The sequence below is a fragment of the Xanthocytophaga flava genome (assembly GCF_030068545.1).
Lineage (GTDB): Bacteria > Bacteroidota > Bacteroidia > Cytophagales > 172606-1 > Xanthocytophaga > Xanthocytophaga flava.
The window spans coordinates 70673-83950 of sequence record NZ_JASJOR010000002.1 but is presented as its reverse complement, the minus strand read 5'-3'; the positions used below and the strand labels follow the sequence as shown (position 1 = coordinate 83950).

Sequence of the window (13278 nt, the reverse complement as noted above, 5' to 3'; positions counted from 1 at the left end):
GTGTTAAAGTGAGTGATATTAATTGAAATATATAATGATACAAAATTTAATATCACTTATTACGCAGGAAACTGCTGTATGGCAGGTAGTTAATATTTGTATATACCAATGCTTACTGTGTTATGTGACAGACATAGATACATAGAATTTATTTTTCTCTGATGGACTGATCTTCGGGAGAGTAATTACAGATGGACCTAGTATGTTTAATAACTCTGTAAATCTATTCTGAAAGAGTACAATAGAAATCCTGTTTGTCTGTATAATAAAGAGAAGAGTAGCTTTACAGACTCGTATGTTAAAAATCCGGAACATAAGTATACTGAGCAATACGATGTAAAATAAAGTACAATGGTTCTGTCTCGTTCTGAAACAGTATCTTCCAACTTTGTGGAAGATGCATAAAACAAACCTCTGACTCTATTATCAGCATCAGATCATGCAGGGCTGCTATACCTGATACGATTATACTCTTCTGCACATTTTTGTTTTTCCGGAATGGAAGCAGAACATGTCTTTAAACGGAAATTTGCATTGGAAGGTTAACTGGTAGGACATGTTTTCTCGATACCAGGATTTGTTGTTGAAAGAGGTGATTAGGAGATAAAGTATCTATACCTGATAACTACCCATATTGAGTCTGAAGAAAGTTTTTTAGCTGATTTTTTACTTTTGACCGCTCAAGGGAATGTATAGAAAGGAGTAAAGGACGTATAGATAAACCATTTCCTCTTGGGTTCCACTCGATGATAATCGATTGCCTTCTTCGTTCTCTTGATTTTTTTCTGAGTAGAGGGATCGGAATGTTATCAGATAATTCGATTGCTTTTTCTCGGGGGCTGTACCAGATAGTTATACTACTAAACCTGGACAATTGTAATTCAATAAATTGTTCCCAGCTCCCTTGTCTTAGTGTAAATACATACTCTGGAAAAGCTCCCTGAAGATCTGTTAGTATTATTTCCAGGTTGATGAATGGTTTCTCTATGTCAATAAGCATATAAAACATCTGTTGAGCGGACACACAAAGATACAATATATGCAACTTTACTGCTGCGATTAAAGTTAACAATAGAACCCGTTTCTGAGCACAGTTTATTCCTGTATACTGTATCCCATTCCAATAATGGTATGTATTAGCTTATGTTGCTGTCCGTGGTCAATTTTTTTACGCAGGAAATTGATATAGGTGTCAATCGTATTGCTGGCAGGGTCCATATTGGCATCCCAAACCCGATCGGCAATATCTATACGTGATACAATCCGGTTGCGGTTGCGCATCAGGTATTCCAGTAACATATATTCTTTGGCCGTTAATGCAATATATTTGCCTCCTCGTTGCACTATACGACTTGTCAGATCCATTTCCAGATCGGCAACCTTTAACAGATTTTTCCGACTCTGAAGCTGGTTGAAGGAGCTACGGCGATGCAGAGCTGTCAGGCGCATAAGGAGTTCTTCAAACTGGAACGGTTTAACCAGAAAGTCATCGATGCCAGCTGCGTATCCAGTTGCTTTATCTGCCAGACTACCCATAGCAGTGAGCATCAGAATAGGAGTTTGCTGGTTTTCATTACGCAGTGCCTGAGTCATAGCATAGCCATTCAGTTTAGGCATATTGACATCTGCTACAATTACATCATATTCATTGCCAAATGCCAATTGTAGCCCTGCTTCCCCATCGTTGGCAATGTCAACCAGATGTGCATTTTCTTCCAATCCTTTCTGAATGAATGTTGCCAGGCGCACTTCATCCTCAACTATCAGAATTTTCATAGCTTTTCATTTTAGAGACGAAAACAAGACATTTTCCTGTTTTCGTCTGAACCAATTAAATGTCTATATCAGCAGAGAGTTCTCTGTATATTTTCATACTGTGTTACAGATGCATTACTGTTTTTTTGCATGATCTGTCTTCTTGTGTACAGAGGTTTTGTGGTATTCTTTATGTACAGTGCTTTTCTCTGTGTGTCCCATATTTTTTTCGGCCTTATTGCCTTGATTTGTAGCCATGTTCTCTTTCTTCTCCTGCTTACTGTTTTTCGCAGGGGTAGTTTGCGCAAACATAACGCCACTGAACAGAGCAGCTACCAGAGTAGCCAGCATGAATCTCTTTTTCATAAGAAAAGGATAAGTGTGAGTGAATCGTGTCAGAACGTTTGTCTGACATTCTGTGATAAAACTACTTCTACCTTCTAAAAATGATTTTAAATTCAGATTAAAAAGACATTAATCTTCTTTCCAGGTAGGGAGAGTAACTGTAAATACAGATCCTTTGTCTTTTACAGATTGTACCACAATGCTTCCTCTGTGGATCTCCAGAATACGTTTTGCCAGGGGTAGACCAATGCCATATCCTGCAATTTTACTGTGTTGACCATTGCGGTAAAATGCGTCAAAGATATGTTCCAGTTCTGCAGCAGACATACCTATACCTTCATCACAAACATTTACCAACACCTGTTGCTGACCAGCCTGTATGTTTACAACCACCTTTTTATTGCTACTGTACTTGCAGGCGTTTTCCATAAGGTTTTTAAATACCAGCATCAATAGACGGGCATTGCCCATGACCAGCATTGCCTCATCAGTATCGCCTATTGTGGCAAAGTCAATATGAATCTGATAGTCGGGGTGATTCTCCTTAAGCAAATCGGACGCTGCCCAAAGTTGTTCATCCAAGCGCAGGCAGGAAAAAGAGACAGACTGGGCATCTGCATTGAGTCGGGCCAGTTCCAAGAGACTATTGACCAGAAGTATCATCTGGTTTACATCATCCTGAAACGATTTCAGGGTTTGTACATATTCTTCTGTAGTTCGTTCTTTAAACAACGTTACCTGTGAATTGCTGAGTAGGATAGCCAGTGGAGTGCGTAGTTCGTGACTAGCATAGGAGATAAAATTAAATTGTTGTTGATATGCTTTCTCTACTCTATCCAGTAGTTCGTTAAAAGCATGAGACATCTGTCCGATTTCATTGTTGAGATTGGATTCTGACAATCGCTGATGAAAGGTAGGCCCCGAAATTTGCTTCATCTGACTGGCAATACGACTCAGTGGAAGTAGGTCACGTCGCATGAAATACCAGGTGGCTAGCCCTTGTAATGCAATCAGAATCAGAGAGCCAAGAATAAGAGTAGTTCGTAGTTTTTTCTGTTTATTAAAGCCTCCCAGATCATATCCGGCTGCTTCCAGAATAAGAAGTTTTCGGGAAGGATTATTCCTGCTTACAAATAAGGTATGTTCATAGCCATCTTTTCGAAATTCAACTTCCTTCTTTAAAACCTGTTTCTGGTAGGCTTCATTCAGATGCGCCACTGCACCTGTTGATCGGAAAAGTATGGTTCCAATAGAGTCATAGATAATGATCTGTCGTTTGCTGTAAGGGTCATCCTGTAAGGCTTCCAGTAAACGGAGCTGTTCTTTGCTGCTTCCTTTGGTAAAAATAAGTTGTTCCATGTTCAGTGCAGCCTGACGTAACCGATGATAGAATTCATCTTCCCGGTAGTTCGAATAAAACCAGTAAATGTTTACTGAAAAAAGGACCAAGCCTGTAATCAGTAACAATGACATGCTTAACGAGTGTTTTTCAACTATACGCATACTATAGCTTCAGATAATAGATGGCGGCGTAATGTAGCATATAGTTCGTTTTGTACTTTCCTGAGATTCTTCTCTTTCTCAAAATTAATTGCATTTTAATCTGGGTTCAATCAGAATTTGAGACACCAGACCCAACTTAGCTTTATCAAACGGGAGATTTCTGAAAGGTGTATCCAAACAGACTATCTCCTACTGGAAGGAATCAGATATGTTTGGCATCCTTTGTTTGTGATGCTAAACGCTCTTACTAAACACAACCTTATTTTTTATCAGATATGAAAAGCACTATTCTTTGTGAAGTATTGCTGGCAGGTTTGCTGGTAACTTCTGCCTGTGAACAGAAAAAACAGGAAAGTCGGGGAAATACAGCTTCTAAAGAAGTAATAGATACCACCGGAGCCATTCCGATGGATGAACTGCAAACGCAGGTTATGGCCGTTGATGAACGTCCTTCAGATGTGCATCTGATGACAGCACTGGATGATTTCAGTCATAAAAATACACAAGGGGCAGCTACACAGATTCAGGAAGGAATACTGGCGCTGAAGGAAGAAACGGCCAGGTATACCGGACAGGGCAAACAAGCTGTACAAAGTGCCATTCAAACGCTCGAAAAACTGAAGGAACAAATTGAAGCTGGAAAGCTGACAAATATAGGACCATTGCAAAATGCTGTTGCACAGGCTCAGAATACTGTGACACATAATTTGTTCTTTGCCGTAGAGGAGACCTTTGTTCCTGAAAAACAAAATTCGACAGCCCGATTGCTTACCGTTGCTGTAGCACACTTGAGACAGAGAGTCAACAAGGATACTTCGTCTCTTAAACAGGAAGGAGAGGCTTTACTCAAGGATGGTGAAAACCTTGAAGCCAGATTACAAAAGGGGGACAAGATAAGCACTACGCAACTAAAAGACTATACTGCCCGTTGCCACAACTGGCTGGAAAAACATAACAGCTAGACGATAGCTTTTGTACAGGAGTTTTTGTAACAGATTAATTAACACAGAATTAAGTGCTGCAGAAAGATTCTTGGCTCCCTCTATATCTTCTATTTCCGTTTATTGGTTTTATTTTTTAAGCATATGAAAATTCATTCATTTCAATATTTGATTACTAGCTTATTGTTGATAAGCTGCCTGCAAAGTACTATGGCTCAAAATGCAGAGTCTCCTGCGACTAATCAGACAGAGCCAGTTGCCACCCTGACTCAGCAATTGCAAAATCAGGATAAGGATATTGTTGCTTCCATAGCTCCCTATGATAGTGCTACACGTGAGGCTATTCTGACTGCGAGTGAAGCACCTCAGTTACTGGCACGTATTTCAAGGATGCAGGCTCAGACAAGCCAGCAGTTTCAGGATTTGATTCAATCACATTCCCAAAGAGAGCAGGATCATTTTTACCAGGTTGCCCGTTATCCTCAGGTAGTACATACCCTGGCAGGTCTGGGAAAAGGTAGCTCTGAGGCCAGTGTGAAGGCAATGGTAGAAGATCAGAATGCCAAAGAAGCGTTATGGAATATCTATCATCACCATTTTGCGGATCTGGTAAAGATAGATCAGATGAATCAGAATGCGGCTCAGACATTTGATCAGTTGACTGCATCGTATAGTACTGCAACTCAGAATGCATTTAATAAATTAATTGATATGCCTGAGGTCTTGACATTGTTAACAGATCATATGGACCTGACCATGCAGTTGGGGGATAGTTTTAAAGCAGATCCGGAACAGGTACGTAACCATCTGGCTGAGTTACATACTACATTGCAGGCAAAAAATCAGCAGGAGGTATCCGCTTATCGCCAGCAACTGGAGTCTGATCCGCAGGCTTTGCAGGAACTGCAGAAGTCGTCAAAAGAATTTGCTGCTGACAATCACTACGCCTATACCGTATCGGATACTGTTATCCCCAATGCAGCGACTACAACCAATTACTATTATGGGGTAAGTCCTTATTCGTATTGGTTTGGCTATCCCTACTGGTATGATTATGCTCTATGGTATCCAATGCCATTGTATATGCAAACTGGCTTTTACTTTGGTGCGGGTGGCAATCTGATGGTTTTTGGGCTACCTTCTTTTGCGTATTCAAACTGGTTCTTTACCTACGGATATCACCGCTATCCGGCATTGTATCACGCATATGGCAATTTTTATCATCAATATGCCCCTCGTGCGCCCTACATGCCTTTTCATAATGCCTTCTGGAATGTTGCCCGTAATCACTATGTGCATAATCCTGTAGCTCCAATGGCTAGCCGGACTGATCTAAACAGACGAAATTTCCTGCCTCAACATCAGGCTATTGTGCCTCAGGGAAATGTACGGGAGCAACCTCTGCGTTCCGGACGAGTTCCTGCATTGGAAAATTCCAGTCGCATGGATCATTTCCGGGCTAATGAATCACATGCCCAGGCATGGGGATCGTTTCGAGGAGGTCAGGGATTTTCAGGTGGATTCGGTGGTGGCTTTGCCGGAGGCGGTTTTCATGGCGGAGGATTTCATGGGGGTGGACGGCATTAATATGAGAGTTTGTTTTATAAAATCAGAGCCTATGTTTTTGAAAAGAGTATAGGCTCTGATTAACTTTTGCGCAATCTTTTTAGTTGAGTTTGTTTATTGTCCTTTACATCGTTCTTCTTGTGGCTCCTTCATTTTTTGCTTGCCCAAAAAAGGACAATAAATGAGAATTTGTTGGGCCAGGATGTGTGCTAGCCGCAAAAAAGGGCCCTTTTCTCCGATCCTTCCTCCCAGAGGCCAAAGGCCAACCTCGCGGAGAAAAGAAACCCAACGCACCTACACTGCCTCTTACGATTGAAGGCATCACAACTCTCTTTGTAACTTCTTTGTTTCTCCTATTATAAAGGATGCAATATTGTTCCTTAATATTCGGGATGACTCATGTCTTTAGAACATACTAATAGGGGAGAGTAAGTTGTATTCTTCCCTGTTATTTTATTTTACCAAAATCTTCTCTTAAGTAAATACTTTCAATCTTTTTCGCTTTAGTTATGGAATAAAAAGACTGACTAATAGGTTCAGTTAGAAGAATTATGATTTTAACAGATTTGGCCCTCGCCAACATAAAAGGACCAGCCAGAGAAGCTGGAGAAGAAAAAATAAACCGAATGTGGTTGTAGTCAGAAGGTTAGATTTACTATCTATCCAAGTCAGAACCTGTTCTTCTATACTGTCTTGAATAGAAAAGTATACAGACGGAGTCCATATCCTCCAGGTAAAGAAAGGGAGTATAATGGCTCCAATTAAGAGTAAACAAAAGGAAATGATAAAATGAAAGACAACTGTTTTGGTTTTAAATATTATCCTTCTCCAATAACGGGCAACTATATAGAGTAGCCAGATGAGCAAAAATGGCACAGTTGCTACGATTAGTATGTTTTCTATTACAAGATAACTGCTACTAATTGTAAGCACAAGAGTTATATAAATAACCTTTCCTACTATAAAAAGATGTTCTGGCAAGTATTTCATCAGCTAGAAAGAGTTTTCAAATATGCCATTTAAATGCCTATGGATGTACTAATTATTCTATCTATTTCTATCAATAGCATGTAAGTTGTAGTTTCAATATAAGTTCGTGAAATGCTCTTTTTCAAATCAGCTTATAATTCTTACAAACACCTTTTCACTCCCCAATAACCCTTTCAGATTAATTCTATATTTTGTCTTATGTGTGATTGTTGTGAAACATGATTATTGGTAGTGTTTTATCCGAAGTCCATAAATCAACATATATCTCATGAAATATTATCTGAAAATTGCCTCAGTATCCAGTTTGGTGTATGCATTATTTTCTATCATAGGAAATATAGTTCTGATGTTTTTGTATAAGCCGGAGGAACAAAACTGGATGGATGCACTCATGGTGGTGGCTTTGCCTATGAATGGTATGTCTTTCCTACTCTTACTCTTTACGCATCTATATTATTTTCGAAATGCTACTCAAATCTCACTAAAGGATATACTGATTATCTCTATTTTGGTGATTTTTCTTTCCTATGTAGTAGAGTACCTGGTTAATGTAGCTTTTTATGTAGGCTACTTTGAATCATTACCTAAAATCAGGCATGATACGCAAGGAATATTGGGTTTAATAGACTCCTTTGTGCATAATGAACCTTATATGCCTTCCTTTGCTGCCTTTCGCTATATGACTGGGCTGATTACAGAGCCTCTTAGTGCATTGTTTTTGAGATGGGATCTGGTAGGCTTTATAGGAGGACTTACAGGTAATAAGCTGTTTTATACATTGATACTGCTCTATGGGGAAAGTTTATTCTTTCTATTCAGGAAATACAACAAAGACCCTTGGCTGGCAATTATTCCCTTTCTGAATAACTGGATACTGGTGGAGATTACGCAAAAGCCCAAATGGTGGAACCTGGTATTATGGATTCCCTTTGTCAGACATATATTCCTGTATTTCATCAATGCAGAACTTGCCAAAGATGCTCAGCGCGATTCGTTGTATGCAGTAGGTATGACGCTGATGCCACCTCTGTTCTATGGAGACATGTATTTGAATGAGCAAAAGGGGTAATTTGTTTTTATCTATTTTTGTGTTTTCATTCATTACCGCAATCTTGTGATTGACTATTTTACTTCTCTTATTAGTCAGGGATATTCTTTTTTTCTGATTTGGTTAATCGTATTTATTCTTCTTGTTAAAGTCTATTTTGATGCTTATCAAAAAGAAGCTGTTACTGTGTTGGAGGCAATGAATCTGCTCATGGCTGTGTGCGGCTTATATGTCTTTTACTTTTGGTTTCATGAGGCGTTTACTTACTTCATGAGCAATCCCTATTCACGATATATATTTATAACGCACATTAAAGAGCCTTATGGCTCTGTCGTATGGATTACAGCAATAGTAGGGAGTGTCTTGACTCAACTTTTCTGGATACCAAAACTTCGCCATAACATGGTGTTATCACTATTTATATGGTTATCCCTTCATATTGAAGCCATACTTATATTTATAACCTCGTTTTTTAGTGATTACTTGCCATCTGGCTGGATTATGGAGCCAGTTTCTGTAGGGCAACAGATTCTATCCAGAGTACTTTATATAGGAATGGTTGCTGGAGTTTATTTCTTTTTGTGGAAACGAAAGAAGAAATAAATCAATGAATAAGCATTCTATTCTTATTGAAAGTCTTTATTTTATCAATTGCAGCAAGTAGGACAATCACGCATAACACTCCTCCAATACCCCATTCTTCCAAATGGAAATAGGGTATCCAATATTTATAAAAGTATTTTGGGTCAGGTTGTCTGGTGTAGGTCATAAATGTTAGACGAAGTAGGCCAATCCGAATGAGCATTCCAAGCCAGTATCCTATGAAAAGTAAGCTTGTATATATAATCCACCATTTCCATATGACTTGTTTCTTTAAAATATATATCAATCCTAAGCCACAATAAGGGATAACAAAGAAAGATGTAAGAGCATAATACCAACGAGTCTCAGTACTATCAGAATCATCCCAAATAATATGATAGCTGTCTGAGTCATTGAATAGAAGACCCTCTATCAGGAAGTGATACATCTGAGGACGCAGTTGTTTGAAAACGCTTATCATACAGCATGATAAAAAGAAACTAGCTACTAGCAAATACACTATTTTAAGTAGTGGTTTAAGGATTGATGAAGAAGATGTTGAATTCATGTTTTGTTTTGCTTGTTTCAGATCACATCTTACTGAAATTTCTATTCTTTCCCATGAACGTAATCCGGATATTTTTCCAACATGACTGGAACTCCGGTCAACTTGATAAAAGTAAAAACTGTGATTTGTTTTCGAATCAAACTAAAAAGCGACCATACTTCGGATCACTTTTTAGTTTGACTGGAATACTGGTCGCTTTTCAGAAATATTCAAATAATGTTCACTTTTTTCTTTGACCAGAATTTAGTTCACTTTCGCCAATGACTGGAGTTCTGGTCGCTTTGCTCAATTATCCGATTTCTGGTCAATTTTTATGTTGACCAGAAATCGGATAGTTTCAAGTTATTAATAGCCTACTAATGCTACATAGTCAATATTTTCTTCTTCCATATAATCCAATGAGAGAAGTATTTTACGCAGATCGTGGACAATTTCTGGTTCATCAGCGGAATAAAGAGATATAAAGTACCTACCCCAATCAAAAGGGCGTTCAGTCACTTCGGTTATCTGACTGCCAAAGCTTGGGTTCTGCCGTATCTTTTCCAGAAAAGTAAGTGTTGTTTCTCGCATTTGAGAAATATGTGTCCATCCTTCATGAATACTGTCATAATTTACTTCCCACTCCTTCTGGACTTGAATTATTTGCTGTTTTAGATCGGGTATTTTTGTTAAATCATTTGCCTCTTCTGCCAGATAAATTTCATATTCCAATTCTTGAGTATCAGGTTCGTAATTAATCGGATAACTCCAGTACGGAGTCAGATCAATATGTAACAGTGCCTCTATCTGTACTAACTCTGACTGTGCAAATGCATGAGGTCGGGAGTGAAACATCGCAAAATCTCTGCTTAGAAATGCCTCTTCTTCATTAATCTTTTCCACTATTCTGGCTTTTTTGGTACAACTTCGTGTCTTTGGAGCTAAAAATACATCATATCCCATGGCTCTATGAATCTATTTGGTGAACAAGCGCACGACAGAAGTCATATTTTCCTGACCCAGCTTTTGGGAAATAGCTTTCTGAAATACTTGTTGGGCTGCCGTCGCCATTGGAGATGATTCCGGTGCTCCTGCTGTTGCAAGGATATAGGAAAAGTCTTTTTCGATTAACTCTACCGGAAATTGTGGCGTAAAGTTCTCTGTTAGCATGGTGCTTGTGAGGTATCCAGCTACTGGGCTCCATACAGAAGTTTTAGAGATGGCTGCTAATGCATTTTGTGCATCCATACCTGACCGTTTGAGTATTCCGATTAATTCGGCATAGGCTGCCACCTGTATACCCAGTAATGCATTGGTAGTTAGCTTTACCAATGCTCCCGAGCCCCAGGCCCCTACATATTGAATTGTAGCTCCCATGGCTTTCAGGATGGGTTCTGTCTGGGTAAAGATTGTGTGATCACCTCCCACAAAGAAAACCAGTTGGGCTGCATCTGCCTGAGGACGTGAGCCTGATACAGGAGCTTCCAGAAAGGAAATGCCTTTTGCTGTTATTGTGTCCGCTAGTTCTTTGATCCAGACAGGTGTTACTGTCGAACTTTCAATCGCAATAGCTTCTTTTTTCATTCCCTGAAGCGCCCCATTTTCCGGGTCCAGCCATACTTGTCGGGATGCTTCGTCGTCTCGAACCATTGCCAGCACAAAGTCAGCTTGTGCAACTGCCTCTTTGGGAGAGTTTGCCTGTGTGGCTCCTTCATTAACGAGGTCTATAGCTGCTTGTGGTGTACGGTTCCACACTATGACCCTGTGACCAGCTTTGATAAGGTTTTTAGCCATACGAGAGCCCATAGCTCCAAGACCCAGTACGGCAATGGTTGATGTAGTACTCATTGTTTTATCGTTTTTATAGGTTTAAGAGGTGTAATTGTTTTCAGGAAATTTTACGAGACAAATCTGATTGTAAATTTATATACCATCCATTTCTGTATTTGTATAATCTGGCAATACATCTTTGTAAAGCTTGCATTTTTATAGTCAGATTCAAAGTGTGTCTGAGGACTTATCGTATAGCTGAAAAATAAACTGGGTGGCTTGTCAGGCCACCCAGTTTAACTTCGACAATTCTATGAAATGTAATCTGTTTGCTTACTGCTTCACAATCTTAAACTGCTCGCGCAATCCTGCATTTCCAGTAATACGCACCAGATACAAGCCTGGTTTTAAGGAAGATCCATTCAACAGAACAGAGTGATTTCCTTCTGTTTCATAGTTGGCAATAACGCGTCCTTCCAGTGACACTATCTCTACCTTAGCTTTGCCATAGCCACTATGCAATTGTACTTGAAAATCTCCGGCAGACGGATTTGGTGAGACAACCGATTTTTGAGGCAATTCAACTTCTGGTGAACCTATCCGGGCTGCTGATTGTGAACATCCTGTTGTAAATACAGTGAAGTATTGCTGACGCAAAATAGTGCCTGATGCATTCTTCGTGGTTGCTTCAATCAGATACTGCTGATCAGCCGACAGTTGTTGAATGACACCCGCAATAGAAATTGTTTGCGTTGCTGTTGTTCCATTGAGAGCATACGTATAGTCCTGAACAAGCTGACGCGGATCATTTTTCAATATTTTTACAATAAGCGTACGGGCAGTGGAGTCATTGGCATTTACCAATACACTCTGATTGTCACAGATAGTTACACTTTGATTGTTTGCTGGCCATAGGATCAGAGAAGTTGTGCCTTGATCAGGGGCTGTTGTAAAGATGATTTTCACCGTTTTACCTGTTCCAGAAATATCTCCTCCAGCTCTTTCTATCACATACAATATTTCCAGTTCATAGGTAGTTGCTGGTTTCAAACCTGGTATTTGCCATGTAGAAATGGATGGAGTGCCTTGTAATGTAACAAATCGATAATCTTCTCCCTGATTATCTGCCGGATACTTGTCAATTTTATAGGAATACAAACTCACTGTGATGCCATGACGATCTAGACCTGTTGGTCGTTGAACAGTAATTGTTGGAGAGGTAGATACATTTGTCTGACCATTAACCGGACTGATAACAGTAATAGAAATGTCAGCTGCCAGTGGACGCGGCTTAATGATGATAGGGTATTCGCTTTGGCCAATGATATTCTGTAAAGAATCCTTAGTTGTCAATACCATCCGAGCAGCATAAGGTGTCTGGCGTATATATGCTACATTCGATTGTAGTTCTACATTAGTTAAAGCTGTTTGTGCTGTGAGGCCTTTGCTTATTGGAAATGGATCTCCTGGAAACAGGGAGGTAAGCTCTTGGCCAGTCGCTACATCGAAGATTTCAGTAGAGATATAACGGGCATTAAGGTTATTGGCGTTTACTGTCCACTTTGCTGCATCAAAAGTAATTGCACCTGTTAAATATAAAGTATCCCCTGGACTTGGGGATACTAGCAATGGGCTAGCTGTTTGTACTGCTGAAGTAACGGAAGAAGTAAAAAATGTAAAATATTCCTGCTTAAGTAATGAGTTGGCTACGTCAACTGTTTTTAACTCAATGAGGTATTGATGATTAGGTTCCAGTGGATTACCATTGGAAAATGGAAAGAGAAAAGGTTCTGTTGTTTGATCGGTAGATGTAAAGGTATGAGAATCTTCATACACCAACTGCCGGGGATCATTTATAGATACCTTAATGTAAAGCTTCCAGGTTGTAGGTTCATTGGCATTGACATTAAACCCTGACAAGGTATTCAGATTAATGGTGGCACCATTCTGAGGTGCGAGCAATAAGGGAGAATTTACTCCATAGCTGGACATAACAAAGCTGCTAATAAATACCAGCAGCAGATAAAAATGTTTCATAGTGTTTTTAACTAAATAAGATGGATGAAAGGATGAAAAAAGTGCTTATTGTACTCTGTAGACGTTCACAAAAAAGTAAAATATGTGCATATAGTAAGTTAGTGTGATAGTTTCATCCTTTAATGACTTTTCGTTTTTAAAATAAACACGCTAAATGAGAAATATTTTTAATGAAATTTTATGACTAATAAAAC

General features: G+C 39.3%; 13 protein-coding genes. 4 read left to right on the top strand and 9 right to left on the bottom strand.

Going from position 1 to position 13278, the window contains the following annotated elements:
* Positions 1-298 precede the first annotated feature (298 nt).
* The 5 genes from QNI15_RS03110 to QNI15_RS03090 all read right to left on the bottom strand — a co-directional run bounded on the left by QNI15_RS03110 (position 299) and on the right by QNI15_RS03090 (position 3603).
* Positions 299-481, bottom strand: a complete 183-nt coding sequence (locus QNI15_RS03110) for a hypothetical protein (protein WP_313982263.1) — start codon at positions 479-481, stop codon at positions 299-301.
* Between the two features lie 144 nt (positions 482-625).
* The gene (locus QNI15_RS03105) at positions 626-1000 is read right to left on the bottom strand and encodes a hypothetical protein (protein WP_314000713.1); all 375 of its coding nucleotides are present in this window, start codon (positions 998-1000) and stop codon (positions 626-628) included.
* Between the two features lie 95 nt (positions 1001-1095).
* Positions 1096-1776 (bottom strand): response regulator transcription factor, encoded by a 681-nt coding sequence (locus QNI15_RS03100; RefSeq protein WP_313982264.1) that lies wholly within the window; start codon positions 1774-1776, stop codon positions 1096-1098.
* Between the two features lie 114 nt (positions 1777-1890).
* The gene (locus tag QNI15_RS03095; RefSeq protein WP_314000711.1) at positions 1891-2121 is read right to left on the bottom strand and encodes a hypothetical protein; all 231 of its coding nucleotides are present in this window, start codon (positions 2119-2121) and stop codon (positions 1891-1893) included.
* A 108-nt stretch (positions 2122-2229) separates the two neighbouring features.
* Positions 2230-3603, bottom strand: a complete 1374-nt coding sequence (locus QNI15_RS03090; protein WP_314030455.1) for a HAMP domain-containing sensor histidine kinase — start codon at positions 3601-3603, stop codon at positions 2230-2232.
* Between the two features lie 275 nt (positions 3604-3878).
* On the opposite strand from QNI15_RS03090, the gene QNI15_RS03085 reads away from it, so the two are divergent.
* From QNI15_RS03085 to QNI15_RS03070, 4 genes are all read left to right on the top strand, one after another.
* On the top strand, positions 3879-4565 hold the full coding sequence (locus tag QNI15_RS03085; protein WP_314000707.1) for a hypothetical protein: 687 nt from the start codon (positions 3879-3881) through the stop codon (positions 4563-4565).
* A gap of 189 nt (positions 4566-4754) precedes the next feature.
* Complete coding sequence (locus QNI15_RS03080) at positions 4755-6131, top strand: hypothetical protein (protein WP_314030453.1); 1377 nt, start codon at positions 4755-4757, stop codon at positions 6129-6131.
* Between the two features lie 1237 nt (positions 6132-7368).
* Positions 7369-8169 carry a DUF5684 domain-containing protein gene (locus QNI15_RS03075; protein WP_314005427.1) on the top strand — a complete coding sequence of 267 codons (801 nt, stop codon included), beginning with the start codon at positions 7369-7371 and terminating at the stop codon, positions 8167-8169.
* 45 nt (positions 8170-8214) lie between these two features.
* Positions 8215-8751, top strand: a complete 537-nt coding sequence (locus tag QNI15_RS03070) for a hypothetical protein (RefSeq protein WP_314005429.1) — start codon at positions 8215-8217, stop codon at positions 8749-8751.
* Position 8752: 1 nt separating this feature from the next.
* On the opposite strand, the gene QNI15_RS03065 is transcribed toward QNI15_RS03070, so the two are convergent.
* The 4 genes from QNI15_RS03065 to QNI15_RS03050 form a co-directional block, all read right to left on the bottom strand.
* Positions 8753-9211: a hypothetical protein gene (locus tag QNI15_RS03065; RefSeq protein ID WP_314005431.1), complete on the bottom strand. Its 459-nt coding sequence runs from the start codon at positions 9209-9211 to the stop codon at positions 8753-8755.
* 432 nt (positions 9212-9643) lie between these two features.
* Entirely contained in the window at positions 9644-10240 is a 597-nt protein-coding gene (locus tag QNI15_RS03060; RefSeq protein ID WP_314030451.1) for a hypothetical protein, read from the bottom strand.
* A 12-nt stretch (positions 10241-10252) separates the two neighbouring features.
* Complete coding sequence (locus tag QNI15_RS03055; protein ID WP_314005434.1) at positions 10253-11125, bottom strand: NAD(P)-dependent oxidoreductase; 873 nt, start codon at positions 11123-11125, stop codon at positions 10253-10255.
* Positions 11126-11380: 255 nt separating this feature from the next.
* On the bottom strand, positions 11381-13084 hold the full coding sequence (locus tag QNI15_RS03050) for a T9SS type A sorting domain-containing protein (RefSeq protein ID WP_314030449.1): 1704 nt from the start codon (positions 13082-13084) through the stop codon (positions 11381-11383).
* Positions 13085-13278: the final 194 nt, after the last annotated feature.